At 67.2% G+C, this 25,723-nt stretch carries 22 protein-coding genes and 1 tRNA gene; 14 read left to right on the forward strand and 9 right to left on the reverse strand.

Annotation, left to right across the window (positions count from 1 at the left end; translation table 11 throughout):
- Positions 1-69: 69 nt before the first annotated feature.
- On the forward strand, positions 70-2,136 hold the full coding sequence (locus tag AC3WT0_RS11815; protein ID WP_492753711.1) for a transglycosylase domain-containing protein: 2,067 nt from the start codon (positions 70-72) through the stop codon (positions 2,134-2,136).
- 49 nt (positions 2,137-2,185) lie between these two features.
- Here the strand turns inward: AC3WT0_RS11815 and AC3WT0_RS11820 are convergent, their stop codons facing one another.
- The 4 genes from AC3WT0_RS11820 to rlmB form a co-directional block, all read right to left on the reverse strand.
- Positions 2,186-2,581, reverse strand: a complete 396-nt coding sequence (locus AC3WT0_RS11820) for a lysozyme inhibitor LprI family protein (protein ID WP_492753712.1) — start codon at positions 2,579-2,581, stop codon at positions 2,186-2,188.
- A gap of 111 nt (positions 2,582-2,692) precedes the next feature.
- Positions 2,693-3,796, reverse strand: coding sequence for a PEPxxWA-CTERM sorting domain-containing protein (locus tag AC3WT0_RS11825; RefSeq protein ID WP_492753713.1), 1,104 nt, complete (start codon positions 3,794-3,796; stop codon positions 2,693-2,695).
- A 434-nt stretch (positions 3,797-4,230) separates the two neighbouring features.
- Positions 4,231-4,971, reverse strand: coding sequence for a hypothetical protein (locus AC3WT0_RS11830; protein WP_492753714.1), 741 nt, complete (start codon positions 4,969-4,971; stop codon positions 4,231-4,233).
- Positions 4,972-4,985: 14 nt separating this feature from the next.
- A complete protein-coding gene (gene rlmB, locus AC3WT0_RS11835; RefSeq protein ID WP_492753715.1) occupies positions 4,986-5,741 on the reverse strand; it encodes a 23S rRNA (guanosine(2251)-2'-O)-methyltransferase RlmB in 756 nt (251 codons plus the stop codon).
- Positions 5,742-5,860: 119 nt separating this feature from the next.
- On the opposite strand from rlmB, the gene AC3WT0_RS11840 reads away from it, so the two are divergent.
- Positions 5,861-5,947 (forward strand) — tRNA-Tyr (locus AC3WT0_RS11840).
- Between the two features lie 52 nt (positions 5,948-5,999).
- Here AC3WT0_RS11840 and AC3WT0_RS11845 read toward each other — a convergent pair.
- Positions 6,000-6,992: an SDR family NAD(P)-dependent oxidoreductase gene (locus AC3WT0_RS11845; protein WP_492753716.1), complete on the reverse strand. Its 993-nt coding sequence runs from the start codon at positions 6,990-6,992 to the stop codon at positions 6,000-6,002.
- A gap of 134 nt (positions 6,993-7,126) precedes the next feature.
- On the opposite strand from AC3WT0_RS11845, the gene AC3WT0_RS11850 reads away from it, so the two are divergent.
- Complete coding sequence (locus AC3WT0_RS11850) at positions 7,127-8,023, forward strand: AraC family transcriptional regulator (protein ID WP_492753717.1); 897 nt, start codon at positions 7,127-7,129, stop codon at positions 8,021-8,023.
- A 46-nt stretch (positions 8,024-8,069) separates the two neighbouring features.
- Here AC3WT0_RS11850 and AC3WT0_RS11855 read toward each other — a convergent pair whose 3' ends face one another.
- Genes AC3WT0_RS11855 through ubiG form a run of 3 tightly spaced genes read right to left on the reverse strand, consistent with a single transcriptional unit; the run spans position 8,070 to position 10,649 of the window.
- The gene (locus tag AC3WT0_RS11855) at positions 8,070-8,951 is read right to left on the reverse strand and encodes a bestrophin family protein (RefSeq protein ID WP_492753718.1); all 882 of its coding nucleotides are present in this window, start codon (positions 8,949-8,951) and stop codon (positions 8,070-8,072) included.
- A 46-nt stretch (positions 8,952-8,997) separates the two neighbouring features.
- Positions 8,998-9,918, reverse strand: coding sequence for an ABC transporter substrate-binding protein (locus AC3WT0_RS11860; protein WP_492753719.1), 921 nt, complete (start codon positions 9,916-9,918; stop codon positions 8,998-9,000).
- On the reverse strand, positions 9,915-10,649 hold the full coding sequence (gene ubiG, locus AC3WT0_RS11865; protein WP_492753720.1) for a bifunctional 2-polyprenyl-6-hydroxyphenol methylase/3-demethylubiquinol 3-O-methyltransferase UbiG: 735 nt from the start codon (positions 10,647-10,649) through the stop codon (positions 9,915-9,917). Before ubiG ends, AC3WT0_RS11860 begins: the two co-directional genes overlap by 4 nt.
- Before the next feature lie 75 nt (positions 10,650-10,724).
- On the opposite strand from ubiG, the gene AC3WT0_RS11870 reads away from it, so the two are divergent.
- The 9 genes from AC3WT0_RS11870 to AC3WT0_RS11910 all read left to right on the forward strand — a co-directional run bounded on the left by AC3WT0_RS11870 (position 10,725) and on the right by AC3WT0_RS11910 (position 22,034).
- Positions 10,725-11,984 (forward strand): aspartate kinase, encoded by a 1,260-nt coding sequence (locus AC3WT0_RS11870; protein WP_492753721.1) that lies wholly within the window; start codon positions 10,725-10,727, stop codon positions 11,982-11,984.
- A 29-nt stretch (positions 11,985-12,013) separates the two neighbouring features.
- Complete coding sequence (locus AC3WT0_RS11875) at positions 12,014-12,997, forward strand: NAD(P)H-dependent flavin oxidoreductase (protein ID WP_492753734.1); 984 nt, start codon at positions 12,014-12,016, stop codon at positions 12,995-12,997.
- Positions 12,998-13,228: 231 nt separating this feature from the next.
- Complete coding sequence (locus tag AC3WT0_RS11880) at positions 13,229-13,993, forward strand: PEPxxWA-CTERM sorting domain-containing protein (protein WP_492753722.1); 765 nt, start codon at positions 13,229-13,231, stop codon at positions 13,991-13,993.
- 169 nt (positions 13,994-14,162) lie between these two features.
- A complete protein-coding gene (ptsP, locus tag AC3WT0_RS11885; protein WP_492753723.1) occupies positions 14,163-16,439 on the forward strand; it encodes a phosphoenolpyruvate--protein phosphotransferase in 2,277 nt (758 codons plus the stop codon).
- Between the two features lie 101 nt (positions 16,440-16,540).
- Complete coding sequence (locus tag AC3WT0_RS11890) at positions 16,541-17,383, forward strand: helix-turn-helix domain-containing protein (RefSeq protein ID WP_492753724.1); 843 nt, start codon at positions 16,541-16,543, stop codon at positions 17,381-17,383.
- Positions 17,384-17,492: 109 nt separating this feature from the next.
- A complete protein-coding gene (locus AC3WT0_RS11895) occupies positions 17,493-18,437 on the forward strand; it encodes a YbgF trimerization domain-containing protein (protein WP_492753725.1) in 945 nt (314 codons plus the stop codon).
- On the forward strand, positions 18,428-19,405 hold the full coding sequence (tilS, locus tag AC3WT0_RS11900) for a tRNA lysidine(34) synthetase TilS (protein WP_492753726.1): 978 nt from the start codon (positions 18,428-18,430) through the stop codon (positions 19,403-19,405). Before AC3WT0_RS11895 ends, tilS begins: the two co-directional genes overlap by 10 nt.
- 63 nt (positions 19,406-19,468) lie before the next feature.
- On the forward strand, positions 19,469-21,415 hold the full coding sequence (gene ftsH / locus AC3WT0_RS11905; RefSeq protein WP_492753727.1) for an ATP-dependent zinc metalloprotease FtsH: 1,947 nt from the start codon (positions 19,469-19,471) through the stop codon (positions 21,413-21,415).
- A gap of 22 nt (positions 21,416-21,437) precedes the next feature.
- Positions 21,438-22,034 (forward strand): DUF3800 domain-containing protein, encoded by a 597-nt coding sequence (locus AC3WT0_RS11910; RefSeq protein ID WP_492753728.1) that lies wholly within the window; start codon positions 21,438-21,440, stop codon positions 22,032-22,034.
- Between the two features lie 29 nt (positions 22,035-22,063).
- Here AC3WT0_RS11910 and AC3WT0_RS11915 read toward each other — a convergent pair whose 3' ends face one another.
- Positions 22,064-23,143 (reverse strand): DUF3667 domain-containing protein, encoded by a 1,080-nt coding sequence (locus AC3WT0_RS11915; protein WP_492753729.1) that lies wholly within the window; start codon positions 23,141-23,143, stop codon positions 22,064-22,066.
- 73 nt (positions 23,144-23,216) lie between these two features.
- On the opposite strand from AC3WT0_RS11915, the gene AC3WT0_RS11920 reads away from it, so the two are divergent.
- Together AC3WT0_RS11920 and AC3WT0_RS11925 are read left to right on the forward strand one after the other, a co-directional pair.
- Positions 23,217-24,485: a glutamate-5-semialdehyde dehydrogenase gene (locus AC3WT0_RS11920; RefSeq protein ID WP_492753730.1), complete on the forward strand. Its 1,269-nt coding sequence runs from the start codon at positions 23,217-23,219 to the stop codon at positions 24,483-24,485.
- A 123-nt stretch (positions 24,486-24,608) separates the two neighbouring features.
- Positions 24,609-25,646, forward strand: coding sequence for an aldo/keto reductase (locus AC3WT0_RS11925; RefSeq protein ID WP_492753731.1), 1,038 nt, complete (start codon positions 24,609-24,611; stop codon positions 25,644-25,646).
- Positions 25,647-25,723: the final 77 nt, after the last annotated feature.

The following is a 25,723-nucleotide window of genomic DNA, read 5'->3' on the forward strand; positions in this document are numbered from 1 at the left end:
CGCGGCATCTTCCCCGCGCGTCGACAGGCTGCTACTGTATTATCAGTATAGGACAGTTCCCCGAATCCGATGCGCGACGACGAGCCCGATCTTCTGAATCCCGACCTGGGCGCGCCGCTGCCCGCCGGCGTGACGCCTTATGACGACGCGCCCGCCGCACCGCCGCCCTCGCGCTTCCGCATCTGGTGGCGGCGGATCAAATGGGCGTCGCTGATCCTCGGCGGCCTGTTCGCGCTGCTCGTCGGCTGGCTGCTGGTGACCGCGCCCCTGTCGCGCTCGCTGAAGCCCATCGCGCCGCCCAGCGTGGTGCTGCTTGCGGCCGACGGCACGCCGATCTCGCGGCGCGGGGCGATCATCGCCAAACCCGTCGAGGTCGCGAAACTCCCCAAATATGTCCCCGGCGCCTTTACCTCGATCGAGGACCGCCGCTTCTACAGCCACTGGGGCATCGACCCGATCGGCATCGCCCGCGCCACATGGCATAATATGCGCGCCGGCGGCCTGCGCGAGGGCGGCAGCACGATCACTCAGCAGCTTGCCAAGGTCGCCTTCACCAATGCCGATCGCACCGCCGGCCGCAAGCTGCGCGAGGCGCTGATCGCCTTCTGGCTCGAAGCGCGGCTGAGCAAGGACGAGATCCTGCAGCGCTATCTGTCGAACGTCTATTTCGGCGACAATGTCTATGGCCTGCGCGCCGCCGCGCAGCATTATTTCAACCGCGAGCCCGAGCGGCTGACCATCGCGCAGGCGGCGATGCTCGCCGGGCTGGTCAAGGCGCCGTCGCGCCTCGCCCCGACATCCAATCTCAAGGGCGCCCAGGCGCGGCAGAGGCTGGTCGTCGCCGCCATGCTCGATGCCGGGGTGATCACCGCGTCGCAGGCGCGCGCCGCCGGGCCCGCCACGCTCGACGTCCGCCCCGTCGCCGATGTGCCGAGCGGCACCTATTTCGCCGATTGGGTGCTGCCCGATGCGCGCGATCGCGCGGGCGACGTCTATGCCGAACAGAAGATCCAGACCACGCTCGAAGTGCCGCTGCAACGCGCCGCCGAACGCGCGGTGCGCCGCTCCGGCCTCGGCCGGGCGCAGGTGGCGATGGTCGCCATGCGCCCCGATGGCCGCGTCGTCGCGATGGTCGGCGGCAAGAGCTATGCCGCCAGCCCCTTCAACCGCGCGACGCAGGCTCGCCGCCAGCCCGGATCGACCTTCAAGCTGTTCGTCTATCTCGCCGCGCTCCGCGCCGGCATGACCCCGGATTCGACGATCGACGACGATCCGGTGACGATCGAGGGCTGGTCGCCCAAGAACAGCGACGGCCGCTATCTGGGCAAGATCACGCTGCGCCAGGCCTTTGCGCGGTCGAGCAACGTCGCTGCCGCGCGGCTGATCCAGCAGGTCGGAGTCAAGGAAGTCGTCCGCGCCGCGCGCGATCTCGGCATCACCACGCCGATCGGCAATGACGCGACGATCGCGCTCGGCACCTCGGGCGTGACGCTGCTCGAACTGACCTCGGCCTATGCCGCGGTCGCCGATGGCGCCTATCCGGTCAAGCCGCACGGCCTGCCCGAAAAGGAACGTGGCTGGTACGATTCGATCTTCAACCGCCAGAGCCATTTCGACGATCGCACGCACGAAATGCTGCTCGATCTCCTGTCCGCCTCGGTCAACAGCGGGACAAGCCATTCGGCGCGCCTCAACGTCCAGGCCTTCGGCAAGACCGGGACGACGCAGGACGGGCGCGACGCGATCTTCATCGGCTTCGCGGGCGGGCTCATCACCGGCGTCTGGGTCGGCAATGACGACAACAGCCCGCTGCCCGGCCTCCACGGCGGCGGCCTGCCCGCGCTGATCTGGCGCGATTTCATGACCAGCGCCGTCGCCGGCGCCGCGATCCCCGCCGCGCCCGAGGAAGATGACGAAGCTGACAATGTCAGCGATGAGGATCTGGACCTCGCCAACGCCGCGAGCTTCAGCATCGACACCGATCTCGGCTCGGTCCAGCTGAACGTCAGCCTCGGCCCCGACGGCCTCAACCTCTCGGCCCGCCCCGGCGAACGCCGCGGCCCGCCGCCGATGCCGCCCGAGCAGCACGCGCCGCTGCCCGAGGATAAGGAACGGGACGACGGCCCCCGCGACTAGGGGGTGCAGTTGCGGGCGGGAACGACCGAGATTGGACAGGAAGAAAGCGCTACCAACGATCCCTGAGATCATCTCGCAGATATTTGGCGCGCTCACGGTTCATGTCAGCGGCGCAAGCGATGACTGCTGCGCTATAACCTGTGCTTCCTGGGTTGCCCCCTGCTTCCCATAAGCAGTGCTCATCCCTGTAAGCGAGCCACGCGCGCTGAGCCTTGTCCAACTGATTGCGACGTTCGCGCGGAATATGCGCGCGAAGATTGGCCAGCGCATCGGCCAATGCTTGCTGTGATCCCGAGAGATCAGATGTGCAGGTCGCCATTTCGACCGATGAGGTGATGCCCGGCCGGAGACGGAGGCAGTCGTCTTCATCGCGCTCTTCGCCCCAAGCAGCGGAGCCGGATAGCGCAACGGCCAACGCAAGCAGAAAGACGAACTGATGCCTCATTCGGCAACTATGCTCATGACCGGCACCGGCCGCAACTCGGCCGAAAACTGGCGACCTTGCAAACATCCTTTCAAAAACCGGCGCCCCGCCACATGAGCGGGGCGCCGACACTTACGCTACGACATAAGCCCCATGGGACTTCTTCCGTCGCGCCGCTCCGCCGATCAGCGCGAAGCCGAAGATCAGCATCGCCCAGGTCGCCGGCTCGGGCACCGCATTGGGATCGCCCGGCGGGGTCGCGAAGGCCGAGAAGAGCGTTCCCGATGCCGAGGTGAAGCTGAGCCCGTCGGGCAGCGCCGCGAACTTGAACAGCCCGCTATTGCCGAAATCGCAGGTGATCTGGCGCTGGCGGCAGCCGAGGTCGAGGAACAACGAAAAGCCGAGCTGCGACACGCCGACGGGGATGATGATGTCGGTGCTGAACGCGCCGCTGGTAAAGCCCGTCGCCGCATCATAGTCGCCGGTGAAGCTGTAGTCCGCGGCGCTCATGAAGGTCGACAGCCCGACCGTCCCGGCCGCGCCATAAGTGCCTCCGCCCGCATCGATCAGCGCCTGCGCGCCACTCGCATAGCCGTTGGTCCCGCCGACGAGGTTGTTGCCCGAACCGGCGAACTTCAGCGTATAGTCGGGGGTTGTCAGCGCCATGTAGATCGAGGCGTAGGCGCCGCCCTGATTGGCGACCACGCCACTGAACACCCCGTCGAAAGTATAGCCGATGCTCAGCGTCAGCGCGCCGCCGCTGCTATTGTTGAAGGTCACGATATCGCTGATCTGCGAGGTCGCGAAGCTCTGCCCCCAATTGGCGTCCGGGTTGGTCGCATAGGCGTGGACCGATCCCGTCGACAGATTGGCATTGGCATAGGCGTAGGACAGCGAGTTTGACGTCGCGCTCGCCGTGTTGGTCCAGCCATTGTCGGCCCAGCCGGTGTAATTGGCGGTGGGCTCGGGACCGCTGACATAGGTCACGCTCTCATCGACGCGCCCGTTGACGATCGCCGCGGACGCGCCCGAAATCTGCCCCCAGTTGCCGACCGGCGTTCCGCTGACCGAGGTCGAGGCGCAGGAATGCGGATAGGTCTGCGCGTTGGCGCCGTTCGCCGAATAGGAACAGCTGTTATAGGCGGCGGGCGCAGTCTGCGCCTCCGCCGGCGCTTCCAGCGACAGGGCCGCGAGGCCCGCCGTCGTGATGGCTGCGAATGCTATGTAACGTCCCATGAAAAGCCCCTGCTCAATGAGTGATCCGTCGAGACCGCTCCCCGGTCTGCACAAGGGAGGGCGTGGGTCGTCGGAAAACGGGGCCACCAAAATCGCGCGGGGCAGATTTTTCGGCGCGCGGGGAATGGGGCGGCGCGCAACCACGATGCTGTCCTACAGCAGCAGGGCGATGCTATGCGCCGTGCGGACGAACAGCGCCCCGCTCTTTGACATCGCCGCCGCTTGAAAGTTGAGAGGACCGCTCCAGCCTCTCAACTTTGTCAACTTCCAGAAACCGGAATCGCGCTTTTCCGCCATTCTCTACAGCGACCATCGTCACGCTGCCCACCCCGTCATTGCGAGCGCAGCGAAGCAATCCAGACGATGCCCGGCGCGAAGACTGGATTGCCGCGCGTCGCTCGCAATGACGGAAATGACCGGCTCCGAACGCCTGCCTATTTGAGCGGCGCGACCCTCAGCGATGCGGTCGGCGCTTCCTTGGTCAGCGGCGTTGCGCGCCAGACGATCGTCTTGCGGCCATTCGTCGTCGTCGCACCGTCCTCGTTGTTCTGGCTGACGATCTCGGCATTGGTGTCTAGCGTGAAGATGCCGTCGAGCTTGCTCGCCGCGCCGTCGGTGCCCGGCATGTCATTGTCGTTGGCGAAGGCCGGTGCCTTCACGCGCACGATATCCTTGCCGCGCAGCTCGATCGCGATGAACGGGAAGACGATCTCGGCATCGGTGTTGAACGGATAGATGAAGCTGTGGTCGAGCGTGCCGCTGATCGCATAGTCGATCAGGAACTTGCCGTCGCCGAGATACTGGACCGATCGATAGCCCGATTCCTTGGCCAGCGCTGCGGCGATGGCGCGGTTCTTGGCTTCGGCCGCCGCCTTCTTCTCGGCTTTCTCGGCGGCGCTTTCCCCGCCCTCGTCGCCTTTCTGCTGCGCGGTCAGGATGAACGCGGCCTGCGTGCCGTCATCATCGTCCTGATCGTCGCCGCCCGATGCGGTCTTGCCCAGCGCCGCCGCCGCATCGCCGTCCTTGGCATAGACCTCGCCCTTGTAGGTGAAGGTGAAGCTGCGGTCGGCATTGACCGACAGCGTCGAGACGAACTTGCCGGGCGTCAGGAAGCAGCCGAGCAGCAGCAGGGGCGCCGCGATCGCGAAAGCCAGCCGAAGCGGCAGTCGGGCCATGCTCATTCCCCCGCTCAGCGGGTGGCGACTGCGTAAAGCGCGATCGCCGCCGCGTTGGACACGTTCAGGCTTTCTACCCGGTCGCTGATCGGAAGTCGCGCCAGTTCGTCGCAATGCGTGGCGGTGTTGTGCCTGATACCCTCGCCTTCGGCGCCCAGCACCAGCGCGATCCGCGCTTCGCCCATCACCTCGGCGAGCGTGCTTTCGGTCTCGCCCGCCAGCCCGATCCGCCAGAAGCCCGCCTCGGCGATCTCGTCGAGCGCGCGCGCAAGGTTCACGACCCGCGCCCAGGGCACGATTTCCAGCGCGCCCGATGCGGCGCGCGCGATCGTCCCTGATTCAGGCGGCGCGTGCCGGTCCTGCGTGACGATGCCCAGCGCGTCGAACGCCGCCGCCGAACGCAGGATCGCGCCGACATTGTGCGGATCGGTCACCTGATCGAGTATGATCAGCGGCCGGCGATCGTCGCGCCCCTGGTCGAGCAGCTCGCTCAGCCACATATCCTCGAGCGGATCGACCTCGATCACCAGCCCCTGATGCGGCGCATCGCTGGGCACCAGCCGGCCAAGATCGGCGACATCGGCATAAGTGACGGGAAGCGAGGAAGGCAGGTCGCCAATCTCCCCGCCAAGCTGCGCCATCGCCTCGCGCGTCGCCCACAGCTTGTGGACGCGGCGGTCGGGATTGGCGAGCGCCGCGACGACGGCGTGACGCCCCCAGAAACGGGGGCGGCCGCTGTGCGGCTTGGATGGTCTGTGGCCTTTGCGCATGGCGGCCTTAGACGCCGATGCCCGCTATGGCGCAAGATCAATCGTCATGCCTGCATGCGGGCCGTTGACAGCGCTCCCGCGCTTCGCCATTGAGCCGCCTCGCTTTGCAGCGGCCCGCTGGACAGGTGGCCGAGTGGTTAAAGGCAGCAGACTGTAAATCTGCCCGGGTTTCCCGTACGCTGGTTCGAATCCAGCCCTGTCCACCACCTTCATGAAGAGGCAGCGCCCGAACGGGTCGGGCGCTCCCCGGTCAGCCGATCAGAATCGCTCACCGACCATTTCCTCGCTCTTCGCCCACAGCGCCTTGGCGCGCTCCGGATCGACGGCATAGCTACGGACGCCCTGGCGCGCACCCTCGCTGATACCATCGGCCCCGCCGTCGGTAATCTCGGCGACATGGCAATCCTCGCAATAATGGCCGCCGACCGCGTCGGCATCGGCGACGACGCCGGCCCAGACCGAGGTCGCGGCGCCCTGCGGGATCGTCTTGAACTGGAATGCGGGGACGCCGGCGGGACGGTCGCGATTGAGCGATTCGATCAGCGCCTCGGTCGCGCCCGGCGCCATGTGACGGCTCAGCTCGGTCTGAATGCCGCCCGGATGCACGGCAGTCGCGCGGATGCCCTTGGCCTTGTGCCGCCGGTCGAACTCGACGGCGAACAGGATGTTCGCGGTCTTGGAGCGGCCATAGGCGACGAACTCGGCATAGGGCGTATGCTCGAAGCCCGGATCCTCGAGATCGACATCGGCGAAGCGGTGCCCCGACGAAGCGAGGTTCACCAGCCGCGATCCCGGCGCGAACAGCGACGCGATACGGTTGACGAACACGAAGTGGCCGAGATGATTGGTGCCGAACTGCGTCTCGAACCCGTCCGCCGTGTGCCCGAAGGGCGTGGCCATCACGCCGGCATTGGCGATGACGAGATCGAAGGGCTTGCCCGCCGCGACAAGCGAATCGGCGGCGGCGCGAACGCTGGCGAGCGAGGCAAGGTCGAGCTCGATCAGCTCAAGCCCGCCGCCATTGGCAGCCTGCGCGCGCACTTCGGCGGTGGCGCGTTCGGCCTTGGCGAGATCGCGCGCGGCGCCCACCACCTGCGCGCCGTGCGCCGCGAGCACACGCGCCGTCTCCACGCCCAGCCCGGCCGATACGCCGGTGACGAGGATGCGCTTGCCCGAAAGATCGACCCCGGCAAGCACTTCGTCAGTCGTCGAGGTAGCGCCGAAGCTGGTCTCGTTGTTAGTCGTCGTCATTTACGCCTCCTTGTAGCGGAGCGGAGATAGGGCGCGCTCGCGCGCTCCCGTCGCCCGATGCTGCCACAGTCTTGCCTGATCCTGCCAAAACCATGCCGCGCGGGGTTGCGGTCGCAGCGTCGAAAGCCGATCTGATGCTAATGCACGAACAGATGGACGAACTGTGCGCACTGGCGCTCAGACATGCGAGACCGGACTGGCAGCCCGCCTTCCCGCGCCTTGCCGTTTACGTCGACGACGCATGCGCCGGCCCGCACCAGAGCATGTATGAGCCGATGGTCTGCTTCGTGCTGCAAGGCCGCAAGCGCGTCACGATCGGCGAAACCATCATCGAATATGATTGCGCGACTTACATGATGGCGACGGTCGATGTGCCCGCGACCGGGCAGATCGTCAACGCCAGCCCCGACAAACCCTATATCTCGGTCGCGATCCGGCTCGATCCGTCAACGATCGCGGCGCTCCTCCTCGATGCCGATCTGGTACCCGGCGATGCCAACGGCCGCGGTTTCGCTGTCAATCCAATCAACCGCGACCTGCTCGATCCGGTGCATCGCCTGCTCCGCCTGCTCGACACCCCCGCCGATGCGGGGGTGATGGCGCCGATGATCGAACGCGAGATCATCTATCGCCTGCTGCAGGGGCCGCAGGGGGCGATGCTGCGCCAGATCGCGCGCTCGGACAGCCGCCTGTCGCAGATCAGGCGCGCGACCGACTGGATACGCCGCAACTATGCCGCGCCGCTGCGCATCGATCATCTCGCCTCGCTGGCAGGCATGAGCAGCTCGTCCTTCCACCGCCACTTCAAGGCGGTGACCGCGATGAGCCCGCTGCAATATCACAAGCAAATCCGCCTGCAGGAAGCGCGCCGGCGCCTGCTTGCCGAGCAATGCGAGGCGGCGCGCGTCGGCTTCGCGGTCGGCTACGAAAGCGCCTCGCAGTTCAGCCGCGAATATGCGCGGCTGTTCGGCCTGCCTCCCGCACGCGACGCCGCGCGCCTGCGGCCGGGCAATATGCTGGAAGACGCATAGGGTTGGGTCGAACGGCGCCGGCCCGCTCCCCCACCCGGCCCAAACCTTACCAGAGCACGCCCTTTTCGGACGCGAGCGGCGCAGGCGCCTCATCGCCGATCGCTTGCAGCAGATCGATCTCGATCGTGCGGCACATGGCCGATAGCGGCACGTCGTGGACATTGTTGGCGAAGGGATCGACCAGGTCGTCGCCGATCTGCAGCGCGGCGAGGAACATCAGACCCGCCACGGTCGACCCCACCGGCGTCGCGAAGCCCAGCGTGTCGACGAGCGCGAAGGGCAGGAGCATGCACAAAAGCCGCGCGAAGAAGGCGGGCAGGAAACGATATTGCATCGGCAGCGGCGTATTCTTCAGCCGCTCCATCCCACCCTGCGCATTGGCGATGTCGATCAGCACGCGCTCGAACTGCGACTGGAGAATGGTGTCGATCCGCCCTTCGGTCCGCGCTCGCGCGATCCGCGCGCCGATATCGTCGAGCAGCGCGTTGGCCGAGTTCTTCCGCGCCATCACCGCCGCCATCTCGGCCGCCGGCAACAGGCGCGCGAGATCGGCATCGGGCGCTTCGCGGCGCAGGCTGTGGCGCAACGTATGGACATAGGCGATCTGGCGGATGGTGATATCGCGCGCCGCCTGCCGGTCCTGCGGCAGATAGTTGACCGCGATGCGCGCCAGATTGCGCGAGGCGTTGATCATCGCCCCCCACAGCACGCGCCCTTCCCACCAGCGCTGATAGGCCGAATTGCTGCGAAAACCGAGGAACAGCGCGACAGCGGTGCCGAACAGCGTGATCGGCAAATCAGGCGCGTCGAAAGGCGACAGGAAGAAATAGAAGGCCGTCACTGCGCAGTCCCACAGAAACAGCACGGCCAGCGGCTTCCAAACCTCCAGCACGATGATCCGCACGCGCGGCGCTGAATCGACGATCATGCCCTGCCATCCCCTCCGCGCGCGCTCCCCGAAACGCGCATCGCGATCAGCCCGCCTCGACCCGCACCCAGCCCCGTCCCTGATGCGTAGGCGCGATTTTCCCGTCGTGGATCAGCTCGGCCAGTATCTCGGCCGATTCGACCAGACGCGGGCCGGGGCGGTTGAAGAAATGATGCCCATCGGCGGCATAGACACGCCCTTCGCGCACCGCACGCAGATCGCGCCATCCCGGGCGCCCGGTCAGCGGCGGCAGGTCGGCGATCGTCTGGGGAATCTGGAAACCGCACGGCATCAGCACGATCACGTCGGGATCGGCCGTGACGAGCGCCTCGAAATCGACCCAGGGCGAATGTTCGCCCGGCGTCGCCAGCAAGCTCTCGCCACCGGCGATCCCGATCAGCTCGGGAATCCAGTTGCCCGCGCCCATCAGCGGCTCGATCCATTCGATCGCCGCGACGCGCGGACGCCCGAACCCGGAGACGCGCCGGCTGAGATCGTCGAGCCGCGCCTTGAGCCCCGCGATCACCGGTTCGGGATCGATGGCCAGCGCAGCGCCCACGCTGCGGAAATCGCCCCACACGTCGTCGAGATCGTCGGGCGCGAGCGAGACGAGCGCCGGAGCATCGCCCACCCAGCTGTTGAGCGCGTCGCTGAGATCGTCGGGCGTCACCGCGCAGATCGCGCACTGCGTCTGCGTCAGGATCACGTCGGGCCTGAGATCCTTGAGCAGCGCGGCATGCACTTCATAGACCGACAGCCCCTGCTGCACGATTTCCTGCACGCGCCGGTCGATCGCGCCCGAGGACAGCCCCTTCTCCAGCTTCGTCGCGGTGCAGACGGGCAGGTCGCTCACCGCCGGCGGAAAGTCGCACTCGTGCGACCGGCCGACAAGATTCTGCTCGAAGCCCAAGGCCACCGCCACCTCGGTGGCGCTCGGCAGCAACGATACGATGCGCGGCCCCGTCACGCCCGCACCGCAGTCAGCAGATAGTTGAGCTTCCTGTCGTCGCCGAGCGCGAAGCCCTTGGTCGGCGAGAAGCCAAGCCCGGTCACGTCGACGACCTTCATCCCCGCCGCCTCGACCAGCGCGGTCAGCTCCTCGGGGGTCAGGAAGCGGTCCCAGTCATGCGTGCCCTTGGGGATCTGCCCCAGCCCTTCGGCAAGCGTGATCATCGCCAGCCGCGACAGCGCGGTGCGATTGGGAGTGGAAAGGATCATCAGCCCGTCCTCGGCCACCGCGCCCGCCAGCGCCGCGATGAAGGCGGCGGGATCGCTGACATGCTCGACGACTTCCATCGAGACGACGAGGTCGAAGCGACCGTCGCCAAGCTGGTCGACGCTACCCGCGCGATAGTCGATCGCCAGCCCCTGTCCCGCCGCATGCGCCTTCGCCGCCGCGATGCTTTCGGGTGCGGGATCGATCCCGGTCACCACCGCGCCCAGCCGGCTGAGCGGCTCGCACAGCAGCCCGGCGCCGCAACCGACGTCGACCGCGCGCCGCCCGGTCAGCGGCCGGCGCTGATGCGCGTCCAGTTCCCAATGCCGGTCGATCGCCGCGCGTATGTAGCCGAGGCGCACCGGATTCAGCTTGTGGAGCATGGCGGAGGAACCGCGCGGGTTCCACCAATCCTCCGCGAGAGCCCCGAAATGCGCGGCTTCGCGCGGATCGACCGTGGTTGCTGGCGTGCTTGCGTTCATGATTCGCGATCCCTATCAGGGCCGCGCCCGGATGGCACGGGCTTCCGGGGATCGGCAAGGAATAGCGGTACGACCATGGCGCTTATCGTGATGAAGTTCGGCGGCACCTCGATGGCGGGGACCGAGCGTATTCGGAACGTGGCGCGTCGCGTGAAACGCGAGGTCGAGGCCGGCAATCAGGTCGCCGTCGTCGTCTCCGCAATGGCGGGCGAGACCGACCGGCTCGTCAATTTCTGCCGCGAAGCCTCGTCGCTCTACGATCCGCGAGAATATGACGTCGTCGTCGCCTCGGGCGAACAGGTGACGAGCGGCCTGCTCGCGATCGCGCTTCAGGCGCTGGGCGTGAAGGCGCGCAGCTGGCTGGGCTGGCAGCTTCCCATTCGCACCACCGATGCCCATGCCTCGGCGCGCATCATCGATATCGATACCGAAGCGCTGCGCGCGGCGATGGCCGAAGGCGAAGTCGCGGTCATCCCCGGCTTCCAGGGCCTCGGCTCCGACGATCGCGTCTCGACGCTGGGTCGCGGCGGATCGGATACCTCGGCGGTCGCGGTCGCCGCCGCGCTCAAGGCCGATCGCTGCGACATCTATACCGACGTCGACGGCGTTTACACCACCGACCCGCGCATCGTGCCCCGCGCGCGCAAGCTCAAGAAAGTCACCTACGAAGAAATGCTCGAACTGGCGAGCGTTGGGGCCAAGGTGCTCCAGACCCGCTCGGTCGGGCTGGCGATGAAGGAAGGCGTGCGCGTTCAGGTGCTCTCCTCCTTCGACGAACCCACCGACAACCCCATTCCCGGAACAATGATCGTCAGCGACGACGAGATCGAGGACAGCGACATGGAAAGCCATCTGATCACCGGCATCGCCCACGACAAGAATGAGGCGAAGATCACGCTGACGGCGGTTCCCGACCGTCCGGGCGCGGTGGCGTCGATCTTCAATCCGCTCGCCGAAGCGAACATCAACGTCGACATGATCGTGCAGAATATCGCGCATTCGACGGGTTCGACTGACGTGACCTTCACCGTGCCCAGCTCGGAGCTCGCCCGCACGCTCGACGTGCTCGACAAGGCGAAGGACGCCATCGGCTATGAGCAGGTCGTGCACGATACCAAGGTGTCGAAGATTTCGATCGTCGGCGTCGGCATGCGCAGCCACGCCGGCGTCGCCGCGACCATGTTCCGCACGCTCGGCGATCGCGGCATCAACATCCAGGCGATCACCACCTCGGAGATCAAGGTCTCGGTGCTGATCGAGGAGGATTATACCGAACTGGCGGTGCGCGTGCTGCACACCGCCTATGGCCTCGATGCGGAGGAGGACGCGGCTTGAGCGTCGCCTATCCCGCCACTGCCCGCCTGATGGCGCGCGGCGCGGCCTTCCTCGGTTGCGATTTCGCGATCCTCGGCGGCGCGATGTCCTGGGTTTCCGAGCGCCACCTGGTCGCCGCCATCTCCAACGCCGGCGGCTTCGGCGTGATCGCCTGCGGCGCGATGACGCCCGAACTGCTCGATGCCGAGATTGCCGGTGCCAAGACGCTGACCGCGAAGCCCTTCGGCGTGAACCTCATTACCATGCATCCACAGCTGATCGATCTGATCGCGGTGTGCGGCAAACATGGCGTCGGCCATGTCGTACTGGCAGGCGGCCTGCCCCCGGCGGGCAGCCTCGATGCGATCAAGGCGACCGGCGCGAAGGTGATCTGCTTCGCCCCCGCGCTCCCGCTGGCGAAGAAGCTGATCCGCTCGGGTGTCGACGCGCTCGTCATCGAGGGGATGGAGGCCGGCGGCCATATCGGCCCGGTCTCGACGAGCGTGCTCGCGCAGGAAATCCTGCCCGAGATCGCCGATCAGGTGCCGGTCTTCGTCGCCGGCGGCATCGGGCGCGGGGAAGCCATCGCCGGCTATCTCGAAATGGGCGCGGCGGGCGTCCAGCTCGGCACGCGCTTCGTCTGCGCGACCGAGAGCATCGCGCATCCTGCGTTCAAGAAAGCCTTCATCCGCGCCTCCGCGCGCGAGGCGATCGCCAGCGTGCAGATCGACCCGCGCCTGCCCGTCATCCCGGTCCGCGCGCTCAAGAATGCATCGACCGAGCTGTTCACCGCCAAGCAGCGCGAAGTCGCGCAGGCGCTCGACGAGGGCAAGGTCGAGATGGCCGAGGCCCAGCTCCAGATCGAGCATTATTGGGCGGGCGCGCTGCGCCGCGCGGTGATCGACGGCGATGTCGAGAATGGATCGGTGATGGCCGGACAGTCGGTCGGCATGGTCAAGGCCGAAGAGCCGGTCGCGGCGATCATCGCCGGATTGATGGAACAGGCCGAATCGGCGCTCGACGCGCGCGCCTGAGAGCTATTTTGAACTAAAATGGATGTTTCTGGCGCAACCGAAGCAACCCCTTTGATACCAAGGGGATAGATTTCACTGTCGGATTACTTTCCATTAACCATGTCCCGTTTTGGTTCGTTAACCATCCGAAATAAGGGATTTGCGGGCCGACGCGGAAATGGCAGAGTGCTTGCACAGGCTGAGAACAGAATGCGGGGTCGCATCGCATCGTTTTCTTTGTTGGGGGTAGGCATGACTCGTTCCATTCTTCTGTCCGCGCTTGTCGCTGGTGCCGCGCTGGCTGCCGCCACGCCGGCTTCGGCCGCGACGATCTCGTTCACCGGCGGCAACAGCTCGACCGACGGCACCGACGGCAACGTCCGCGTCTTCTCGGCCAGCGGCATCAATCTCCAGGCGACCGCGTGGAGCTATAATTCGAGCAATACGCTCGTTAAGTCCTTTCTGGGCTATTACAGCAGCGGGCTTGGCGTGACCAACCCGTCCGAAGGCAACGGCGCCAGCAACAACTCGCACACCATCGACAATGTCAGCCAGAAGGACTTCGTCCTCCTCGTGTTCGACAAGGCCGTGAACATCAGCTCTGCGGTGCTCACGCCCTACGACGTGGCAAGCGGCCCGAACGATAACGACGCGACGGTCAGCTACGCGACCGCCAACCTCTTCGCGTCGCCGGCTCCGGCCACCACCGCAATCTCGACCGCCAACCCGGTCTTCGCGACGCTGCTGGCCAATGACTGGGTCGTCTCGGGCAACACCAGCCCGAACTACAGCACGGCGCTCAACTCGGCGGGCAAGTTCGGCAATGTCTGGCTGATCGGCGCTTCGTTCGCCAACCCCGATCGCAATTCGGACGGCTTCAAGCTCAGCTCGATCACCTTCACCGCCGCGCCGCCTCCGGGCGTGCCGGAACCGGCGACCTGGGCAATGCTGATCTCGGGCTTCGGCCTCGCGGGCGTGGCCATGCGCCGCCGCCAGAGCGTCGCCTTCGCCGCCTGATCGCGAAGCAAGTAATGGAATGAGGGGCGTCCGTAGGGACGCCCCTTTTTTCATGCCCGGGATGCCGGGCCAGCCCGGCAAACGCAACTTTAGCACAGCAAACCAGAATGGTGCATCTGCCCGGGCGTAGGGGGCAGACTGGCGGCCCCGTCTCTGTTAGCAGCATCTTATGCCTGTCAGCGCCGCATCCGCCGCCCGCGAGATTCTCACCCGCCTTCACGACGTGATGGCGGCGCGGACCAATCCGCAGGCGAAGCTGGCGCAGGTCGTCAACATCATCGGCGAAGCACTCGATAGCGAGGTCTGCTCGATCTACCTGCTGCGCGACGGCGTGCTCGAACTATTCGCGACGCGAGGGCTGAAGCAGGAGGCGGTCCACGTCACCAAGCTCGCGCTCGGCGAGGGCCTCGTCGGATCGATCGCCGAGAATGTCGAGACGCTCAACCTCGACGAAGCCGCCGCGCACCCCGATTTCGCCTACAAGCCCGAGACGGGCGAGGAGCTGTTCCACAGCTTCGCCGGCGTGCCGATCGTCCGGCGCGAGGAAGCGGTAGGCGTGCTTTGCGTCCAGCACAGCGATCCGCGCCGCTATGACGAGGTCGAGATCGAAGCGCTCCAGACCGTCGCCATGGTGCTGTCGGAGATGATCGCCAATGCCGGGCTGGTCGACGAGCAGCGCGCGGTCCGCGGCCAGGTCAACAATACCCAGATGGTCCGGCTTGCGGGCCAGAAGCTGGTCGAGGGCATGGCGCGCGGCAAGGCCGTCTATCACCAGCCGCGCGTGCATATCGAACATGTCGTCGCCGAGGATATCGAGGCGGAGCGCCACCGCGTCTATTCGGCGTTCGACAAGATGCGCGAAGGCATCGACCGCATGGCGAGCCAGGCCGAATTCGGCGTCGGCGGCGAGCATGAGGAAGTGCTCGAGACCTACAAGATGTTCGCCTATGACGAAGGCTGGAGCCGGCGGATCAACGAGGCGATCGACAGCGGGCTGACCGCCGAGGCGGCGATCGAGCGCGTCCAGCAGCGCACCCGGATGCGGATGCGCCAGATCGACGATCCGCTGCTCGCCGACCGGATGCACGATCTGGAGGATCTCTCCAACCGCCTGCTCCGCATCGTCTCGGGTCAGCTCGGCACTGCTGCGCAGATGGGGCTCAGGCAGGATACGATCCTCATCGCGCGCAACCTCGGCCCCGCCGAACTGCTCGAATATGACCGGCGGCGGCTGAAAGGCGTGATCCTCGAGGAAGGATCGCTGACCGCGCACGTCACCATCGTCGCGCGCGCCATGGGCCTGCCCGTGCTTGGCCGCGTCAAGGATGTCCGCCGGATGATCGGCGAGGGCGATACGCTGCTCCTCGATGGCAGCGAAGGCGTCGCCTATGTCCGCCCGACCCCGACGGTCGAGGAAAGTTTCGAGAACAAGCTCGCCCTTGGCCAGAAGCGCCGCGCTGCCTTCGCCGCGCTGCGCAGCGAGCCGCCCGTCACGCGCGACGGCAAGCGCATCACGCTGATGGTCAACGCCGGGCTCCGCGACGACGTCGCCGCGCTCGACCTGACCGGGGCCGACGGCATCGGTCTGTTCCGCACCGAATTCCAGTTCCTCGTCTCGGCGACCATGCCGCAGCGCGAGCGCCAGCAACGCCTGTACCGCGAAGTGCTGGAGGCGGCGGGCGATCGCCCCGTCGTGTTCCGCACCGTCGATATCGGCGGCGACAAGGCGCTCCCCTATATGCGCGTCGACCATGAAGGGCAGGAGGAGAATCCCGCCATGGGCTGGCGCGCGATCCGCGTCGCGCTCGAACGCGAAGGGCTGATGAAAGCGCAGGCGCGCGCGCTGATCGAGGCGGCGGCGGGCAGGACGCTCAACGTCATGTTCCCGATGGTTTCCGAACCCTGGGAGTTTGACGAGGCGCAGCAGCTGTTCGAGGCGCAGCGCAAATGGCTCGCCGCGCGCAATCGCATGCTGCCGGCGCAGATACGCTATGGATCGATGCTCGAAGTGCCGGCGCTGGCCGAGACGCTCGATCTGCTGCTGCCCAGGCTCGATTTCCTGTCGATCGGCACCAATGATCTGACCCAGTTTCTGTTCGCCGCCGATCGCGCCCATCCCAAGCTCGCCGATCGTTATGACTGGCTGTCGCCTGCGATCCTGCGCTTCCTGCGCCGGGTCTCGCGCCAGTCGGCGGCGGCGCAAGTGCCGACCACTGTCTGCGGCGAGATGGGCGGGCGCAGCCTCGAGGCGATGGCTTTGCTCGGCATCGGGATCGATCGCCTGTCGATCACCCCGGCGGCGGTCGGCCCGATCAAGGCGATGATCCGCTCGCTCGATCTCGCGCCGTTGCGCGAGAAGATCGATTTGTGGCTCGATCATCCGCCCGCCGACATGCGCGCCGCGATGACCGAATGGGCCAGCGCCAACGGCGTCGAAATCGCCTGATCGCGGAATCAAGGATTTCCGACAGGCTTCTCGGTTGACTTTGCAGCTTCGCTCGCGTGTCATGGGCACATTGGGCGCAGCGCACTCCCCGGGAGAGGGACATGGCCGAGATTTCGGAACAAGAAGCCGGCCCGTCTGCGGGTTCGGTGGGGGTAAGACTTAAGGCAGGGCGGGAAGCGGCCGGGCTCGATCTGGCCGATGTCGCCGCGCGCACGCGGATTGCACAGCGTCATCTCGATTCGATCGAGCAGGATCGGTTCGATGCGCTGCCCTCGCCGACCTATGGCATCGGTTTCGCGCGCGCCTATGCCCGCGCGGTCGGGCTGGATGAAGTCGCAGTGGCTGCGCAGGTGCGCCAGCAGATCAGCGAACAGGGGCATGAGCGCTCCGAATATGTCGCGTTCGAGCCCGCCGATCCGGCGCGGGTGCCGCCCCGCATCTTCGCCTGGACGGCGGCGATCGTCGCGCTGCTGGTGGTCGCAGGCTATGCGGTGTGGCGGACCAACTGGCTGAACGGCCCTGCGCCGACCATCACCACCACGGTCGAGGCGCCGGCTGAAGAAGCCGCAAAGCCCGCCCCCGCTGCGACGCCTGCTCCTGCACCGCCGGCGACCGGCCCGGTCGTGCTGACCGCGACCGACACCGTCTGGCTGCGCATCACCGATGCGACGGGCAAGCGCCTGTTCGAAAAGGAAATGCAGCCCGGCGAACGCTACGAGCTTCCCGCCGACGCCAACGCGCCGGTGATCCGCACTGGCCGGCCGCAGGCGGTAGCGATCACCGTCGGCGGCGTCGCCGTGCCGCCGCTGGGCACGCCAGACCAGACGATCGACAAGGTCGGGATCAGCGCCGCCGCGCTCGCCGCGCGTCCGCCGGCTGCGACGCCCACGGCCACCGCACCGGCCGCTCCATCGCCCGCGCCCGTCGGTTCGCCGACGCCCTGATCGCCGCGCTTTCGCCGCGCCCCGCCGACGAAAGCGCGACAGGTCTTCGACAAACGCCCTTCGCGCGGGCTATGCAGCCCTATTCCTCCGACGACATCCGGACCTGTAAATGCGCAAAAGCCTCACCGCCCTCCTTCTCGCCTCGTCCGTCCTCGCGCTTCCCGCGGCGGCGCAGACCGACACGCTGACCCCGCGCGTCAACAAGCTGGAGAAGGAGATGCGCGCCGTTCAGAGGAAGGTCTTCCCCGACGGCGGCACCATTCTGGAGCCCGAAATCGCGCCGCAGACCGCCGCGCCCGATTCGCCCGGCATGCCCGCCACCTCGCCGCTCGCCGATCTCACCGCGCGCGTCTCCTCGCTCGAATCGCAGCTCGCGACGGTCACCGGGCAGAATGAGGAGAATAGCTATAAGCTGCGCCAGCTCGACGCGCAGCTGAAGAAGCTGACCGCCGATTATGATGCCCGGCTGAAAGCGCTCGAGGGCGCCGCTGCCCCGGCACCCGGCGGCGGTCCGGGCACCGGCGCGCCCACTACCGGCCCTGCACCTGCCGCCGGCGCCGGCGTGACCCCGCCGCCCGCGCGCCCGACCAGCCCCGTCGCCACCCCGCCCAGGACCCCGGCGCGCAATGCGGCGGTCGAGGCGATCGAGCGTCCCGCGACGGGCGATCCGGCAGAGGACGGTTATGTCTATGGCTACCGGCTCTGGCAGGCGAAGCTCTATCCCGAGGCCGAGACGGCGTTCAAAACCGTCGTCGCCAAATATCCCGACAGCAAACGCGCCAGCTATGCGCAGAACCTGCTCGGCCGCGCCTATCTCGACGAAGGCAAGCCCGCGCTCGCCTCGGTCGCCTTCTACGACAATTATCAGAAGATGCCGCGCGGCGAGCGCGCATCCGAAAGCCTCTACTGGCTCGGCGTGTCGCTGACCCGGCTCAAGAAGCCGGCCGACGCCTGCAAGGTCTATGAGGAGTTTAGCGAGGTCTATGGCGCGACCGCGCCGGCATCGCTCAAGGCTCAGGTGGCCGAAGGGCGCAAGGCCGCCAAATGCCCGTGACGCCGGCCTCCCCCGGGGTGGGGGAGGAGCAATCGTCGCGCTTCGCCGCCGAGCTCATCCGGCTGGGTATTGCCCCCGTCGATCGGCTCGCGGTCGCCGTCTCTGGCGGGCCGGACAGCCTCGCGCTTCTTCTCCTCGCACGCGCCGCGCATCCGGGACCGCTGATCGCCGCGACGATCGATCACGGTCTCCGCCCCGAAGCCGCCGCCGAGGCAGCCGGCGTCGCCGCCATCTGCGCCGGGCTCGGCGTCGAGCACCATATCCTGCCCGTCTCGGTCGCCGAATCCGGCGAAGGGATGCAGGCCGCCGCGCGCGATGCCCGCTATGCCGCGCTCGCCGACTGGTGTGCCGCGCACGGCATCGGGCGCCTCGCCACTGCGCACCATGCCGACGATCAGGCCGAGACACTGCTGATGCGCCTCAACCGGGGCGCCGGGCTTGCCGGGCTGGCGGGTGTCCGCGCCGCGCGCTGGCTGCGCCCCGGTCTGCGCCTCGTCCGCCCGCTGCTTGGCTGGCGCAAGGCCGAGCTGGTCGCGATCGTCGCCGAGGCGGGCCTCCCGCCCGTCGACGATCCCGCGAATCGCGACGCCCGGCACGATCGCACCGCGATCCGCGCGCTGCTCGCCGCGAATCCCCTGCTCGATCCGCTGCGCATCGCCGCATCGGCGGCTCATCTCGCCGATTCGGAAGCCGCGCTCGACTGGGTGACGCGCCGCGTGATCGAAGGCCGGATCGAACAGCAGGCCGGCGGCATGGCGCTGGATCATGCCGGCCTCCCGCGCGAGATCCGTCGTCGCGCAGTTGCGCAAATTCTTTCTGATTTCAGTGTGATAACGGATGGTCCGGCGCTCGCCACGCTGCTCGCCCGCCTCGAATCCGGGCAAGCAGCGACGCTCGGCGGGGTCAAGGCCACGCCCGGCGAGCGCTGGACCTTTGCCCCCGCCCCCCCGCGCCGGGGCGATCATTAACCCCCGGCCATTGTCCATTAACCGCCGCGCGCCTACATTCGTGGCGACAGAGCGAGAGCGAGAATGAACGACAACAAGGATTCGGACGGCAACCCCTGGATGAAGAGCCTGCTGATCTGGCTCGGCGTCGTGGTGGCGCTCATCCTCTTCGTGTCGATGTTCGACAGCCGCGCGCGGACCACCGCTGCCGACGGCATCCCCTATTCCGAATTCGTCCAGCGCGTCGACGAGGGTTCGGTGAAGGAAGTCGCCATCTCGCCCGACATGATCACGGGCAAGCTGACCAACGATTCCACCTTCCGCACGATGGCGCCCAACGATCCCCAGTTGATCGACCGCCTCATCGCCAAGAATGTGAAATTCTCGGCGCAGCCCAAGGACGAACCGGCCTTCTGGCAGATCCTGCTCTACCAGTCGCTGCCTTTCATCCTGATCCTCGGCATCGCCTTCTTCGTGCTGCGCCAGATGCAGAAAGGCACGGGCAGCGGCGCGATGGGTTTCGGCAAGTCCAAGGCCAAGATGCTCACGGAGAAGCACGGTCGCGTCACCTTCGACGACGTCGCCGGCATCGACGAATCGCGTGAGGAGCTTCAGGAGATCGTCGACTTCCTGAAGGATCCGAGCAAGTTCGCACGCCTCGGCGGCAAGATCCCGAAGGGCGCGCTGCTCGTCGGCAGCCCCGGCACCGGCAAGACGCTGCTCGCCCGCGCCGTCGCTGGTGAGGCGAATGTGCCTTTCTTCACAATTTCGGGTTCGGACTTCGTCGAGATGTTCGTCGGCGTCGGCGCGTCCCGCGTGCGCGACATGTTCGAGCAGGCGAAGAAGAACGCGCCGTGCATCGTCTTCATCGACGAAATCGACGCCGTCGGCCGCCATCGCGGCGCCGGGCTCGGCAACGGCAATGACGAGCGCGAACAGACGCTCAACCAGCTCCTCGTCGAGATGGACGGCTTCGAGGCCAACGAGGGCATCATCATCATCGCCGCGACCAACCGGCCCGACGTGCTCGATCCGGCGCTGCTGCGTCCGGGCCGCTTCGACCGCCAGATCGTCGTGCCGCGCCCCGATATCGAGGGCCGCGAGAAGATCCTCGAAGTCCATATGAAGAAGGTTCCGCTGGCCCCCGACGTCGATTCGCGCACCATCGCGCGCGGCACGCCGGGCTTCTCGGGCGCCGATCTCGCCAACCTCGTCAACGAGGCTGCGCTGACCGCCGCGCGCAAGGGCAAGCGTCTCGTCGCGATGCTCGAGTTCGAGGAAGCCAAGGACAAGGTGCTGATGGGCGCCGAACGCCGCTCGATGGTGATGACCGAAGACGAGAAGAAGGCCACTGCCTATCATGAGAGCGGCCACGCCCTCGTCTCGCTCCACGTCCCCGGTTGCGACCCGCTCCACAAGGTGACGATCATCCCGCGCGGCCGTGCGCTGGGCGTGACCTGGAACCTGCCGGAGCGCGACCGCTTCTCGATGTCGATGAAGCAGATGAAGGCGCGCCTCGCGCTCTGCTTCGGCGGCCGCATCGCCGAGCAGATCATCTACGGCAAGGACGAGCTCAACACCGGCGCCTCCAACGACATCCAGCAGGCCACCGACATGGCCCGTTCGATGGTCATGGAATATGGCATGAGCGAGAAGCTCGGCTGGCTGCGCTACCGCGACAATCAGGACGAGATTTTCCTCGGCCATTCGGTCGCGCGCTCGCAGAATGTGTCGGAGGAAACGGCCCGCCTGATCGATCAGGAAGTCCGCGCGCTGATCGAGGAAGCCGAGGCGACCGCGCGCAAGGTGCTGACCGACAATCTGCACGAGCTTCACCGCCTGACCGAAGCGCTGCTCGAATATGAGACGCTGACCGGCGACGAAGCCAAGCGCGCGATCGCCGGCGAGGATATCGGCCGCAATGAGGGCGATCGCAATCGCCCGGCGCCGATCGTCAGCGGCGGCAGCTCGATCCCCAAGACGCGCCGTCCCAAGGGCGGTCTCGGCGGTCCGGCTCCGCAGGGAGCCTGACCGGCCCGCCGCCCCGGCGCGCGTGAACATCTGGTGCGACGAGAGCGGCGGCCTGTCCGCCGGTGCGATGACCTTCGCTGCGGTGGCGATCGCCCCCGATGCAGCCGAGGCGCTGGTCACGCGCTTCAAGGCAGTCACCGGGCTTTCGGGTGAGCTGAAAGGCAGCCGCATTTCGCTCGTCGAGCGCGCGCTCGTCCTCGAGATGCTCGATCGCTATGGCGGCCGCGCCGTCGTTACCGAGGCCAGGCGGCCGGCGCTTCCCGACGGCATCATCGACCTCCAGCTCTACGTCGCGCTGCTCGAACAGACGGTCAGCACGCTGCTTCCCGAAAGCGGCGGCTGCGCGCAGGTGGTGATCGACGACGGCCGCTACGACCAGACGCGCATGGCCGGCGTGCGCGCGGATATCGCCGCGCTGCTCGGCCCGTGCGGCACGGCGGCGACGGCGGACAGCAAGCGCTCCCCCGGCGTCCAGATCGCCGACGTGATCGCCAACTGCGCCTTCAATCTCGCGGTCGGTTCGGTGCGCGCACGCCGGATCGACACGATCCTCGCCCCCTTCTTGAAGGAAGGCCGCATCCGCATCGCGCCGCTGAAGCCGGACGCGCTGCAGCGTTAGCAGCCGGTCCAGCCGGGCTTTATCAAACCCTAGCCGAGCACGCCCAGCGCGAGCAGCAGCAGCATGAAGATCACCGCCGCCACCAGCGAGAAGGTGGCCAGCGCCATCGTCCGCAGCATGGCGTTGAACCAGCCGAGCCGATAGGCGCCGCGCAGCTGCACATACATGTGCGCCGGCATGCCGAAGATGAAGATTGACCAGAGCAGCCCCGGCGCCACGCCGATCTTGTAGGTGATGGTCAGCCCCACCGCGAGCAGCGTCGCGAAGGACAGGGAATAGATCACGAAGATCGCGTGGTCATAGACCTTGTAGCGCCACCGCCAGGCGAACATCAGCCACACGAAGGGCACCGAGATCGGGATCAGCGCCCAAGAGAATTTATAGGCGCTGGTCTGCACCTTGTAGAGCGCGAGATTGGGGTTCTCGTTCGCCTTCTCGATCCCCTTGTCGAGCGCGGGCCAGCCTGTCTTGATATCAGTGAAGCGCCCTGCCCCCGACGCGGCATTGCCGATGCCGACAAAGGCCGCCCCCGTGCGGTTGGCCGTGATTTCCTGATTGATCTCGCGAATCCGCGCATCGAGCTCCGCGGTCGGCTTGCCGGCGGTGATGGCGGCCGCGCGTTCGACATCCAGCTTCACCCCGGCGGCCTTCAGCTTGGCCAGTTCCTTGTCGATATCCCCCTGCGCCTCGTGCTGCGCCTGCGGATCGAGATGCCCCGTCTCCAGATGCGCACCGATCGCCTGGATGACCGCGAACATCAGGAAGACCGAGAAGAGGAACAGCGCCATCGGCGAGACGAAGCGCGCGCGCTGGCCATGGATATAGCGGCGCGTCAGCTGCCCGGGCTTGAGCAGCAGCATCGGCAACGTGCGCCAGATCTTGCCTTCGAAATGGAGCACGCCATGCGCCAGATCGTGCCAGATCGCGGCAAGCGACCGGTGAAGATGCGCAGGCTGCCCGCAATGATAGCAGAACTCGCCGACCAGCTCGGTCTCGCAATTGAGGCATTTGCCGCCATGCGGCCCATGCCCGTTCGCCGGCCGCTCGACCGCGTTCGCGAGCAGACCGCCCGTCACCAGATCCCCGGCTGCGCCAATTTCCCCCGTCATAAGGCGAACCTAGCAAAGCATCGGGCGTGCTGACCAGTTTCATTCGTGCAATCGCATGGTAGAGGGACGCGCGATGAAGATGGATTCCACCTCGGTCCCCGGCCTGATCGCCGACATGGGTCGCCGCGCGCGCAAGGCGGCGGCTGTGCTCGCGCGCACCGCGCCGGCGCGGACCGAGGCTGCGCTGCTCGCCGCCGCCGATGCGATCCGCGCCGACAGCGCGGCGATCCTCGCCGCCAATGCCGGGGACATGGAACGCGGACGCGCCTCGGGCCTGTCCTCCGCGATGCTCGACCGGCTGATGCTCGATGAGAAGCGCGTCGCGGCGATCGCCGACGGTGTCGCGGCCGTCGCGCTGCTGCCCTCTCCTGTCGGCAACATCATCGACGAGGCCGATCGCCCCAACGGCCTCCGGCTCCAGCGCGTTCGCGTGCCGATCGGCGTGATCGGCATCGTCTACGAAAGCCGGCCCAACGTCACTGCGGACGCCGGCGCGCTCTGCCTGCGCTCGGGCAATGCGGTGATCCTGCGGGGCGGCACCGATTCGGCGGCGAGCAGCGCCGCGATCCACGGCGCGATGGTGCGCGGCCTCGAAAGCGCCGGGCTTCCCGCCGACGCGATCCAGCTCGTTCCCATCGCCGATCGCGCGGCGGTCGGCGCGATGCTCGCCGGCGCGGACGGGGCGATCGACCTCATCATCCCGCGCGGCGGCAAGGGCCTCGTTGCGCGCGTCCAGGCCGAGGCGCGCGTCCCCGTGCTCGCGCATCTCGACGGCATGAACCATATCTACGTCCATGCCGATGCCGATCCGGCGCTTGCGGCGGAGATCGTCGTCAACGCCAAGATGCGCCGCACCGGCGTCTGCGGATCGATGGAAACGCTGCTGATCGACGCCGCCTATCCCGATCCCGCATCGCTGATCGCGGTGCTCGCCGACGCCGGCTGCGCGCTGCGCGGCGACGATCGCATCCGCGCGATCGATCCGCGCGTCACCCCCGCGAGCGACGAGGATTGGGACACCGAATATCTCGACGCGATCTGCACGGTCGGGATGGTCGACGGGATCGACGCCGCGCTCGCGCACATCGCCGCGCACGGATCGGGGCATACCGATGCGATCCTGACGCGCGACGAAGCAGCGGCCGAGCGCTTCCTTGCCGAGGTCGACAGCGCGATCGTGATGCTGAACGCCTCCACCCAGTTCGCCGATGGCGGCGAGTTCGGGCTGGGCGCGGAAATCGGTATCGCCACCGGCCGCCTCCACGCGCGCGGCCCCGTCGCGCTCGAAGGCCTCACCACCTATAAATGGCTGGTGCGCGGCACGGGGCAGACGCGCCCCTGATCGCCGGGCCGTTCGCGGCATTTTTTGCGTGGCCGCCTTGCGGCTCGCGGAGCCGCCGCCCATCTCGGCGCGGCCGGCGCCCGACCGGCGTCCTGCATCCTCCTGACCCAAGGGAGCTTCCACATGCGCTATAATCGTCTCGGCACCACCGGGCTGTACGTCTCCGAGCTTTGCCTCGGCACCATGACGTTCGGCGGCAAGGGTTTCTTCGAATATATGGGCGGGGTCGGTCAGAAGGATGTCGATGCGCTCGTCCGCACCGCCTTCGACGCCGGGGTCAATTTCATCGACACCGCCAACGTCTATTCGGAAGGCCTGTCGGAAGAGATGACCGGGCAGGCGATCCGTAATCTCGGCCTGCGCCGCGAAGACGTCGTGCTCGCGACCAAGGTGTTCGGCACGATGGGCGCCGGCCCCAATGATCGCGGCGCTTCGCGCCATCACATCATGGATCAGGTCAAGGCGAGCCTGAAGCGCCTCGGCACCGATCATATCGACCTCTACCAGATCCACGGCTGGGACGCGCTGACCCCGATCGAGGAGACGCTGCGCGCGCTCGACGACCTCGTTCGCCAGGGTCATGTCCGCTATATCGGCGTCTCGAACTGGCAGGCCTGGCAAATCGCCAAGGCGCTCGGCATTTCCGAACGGCTGGGGCTTGAGCGCTTCGAGACCACCCAATCCTATTATTCGGTCGCCGGCCGCGATCTCGAGCGTGAGATCGTGCCGATGGTGAAGTCCGAAGGCCTCGGCATCCTCGTCTGGAGCCCGCTCGCCGGCGGCTATCTGTCGGGCAAATATCGCGACGGCGCGGGCGACGGCCGCCGCGATGTGCGCCCCTTCCCGCCGGTGGACCCGACGATCGGCGCCCGCGTGCTCGACGCACTCGATCCCATCGCCACGGCGCGCGGCGTCTCGGTCGCGCAGATCGCGCTGTCCTGGCTGCTGCACCAGCGCGCGGTGACCAGCGTGATCGTCGGCGCCAAGCGCATCGACCAGCTCGAGGACAATCTGGCGGCCGCCGGGATCGAGCTGACCGCCGACGAGCTGGCCAGCCTCGACGCCGCCGGCGCGCCCACGCCCGAATATCCCGGCTGGATGCTGGCGGTGCAGGGCCAGTATCGCGCCGCGACGGCAAACCAGAAACCGCATGGGGCTTAGCGATCCTGCGGCGCCGGCCCGCTCCCCCACCCGGCCTCCCACAGAGTGTATCCTGGATGGGAGGCCGGGTGGGGGAT

It is taken from the genome of Sphingomonas sp. EU05-FHT14C10 (genome assembly GCF_058790595.1).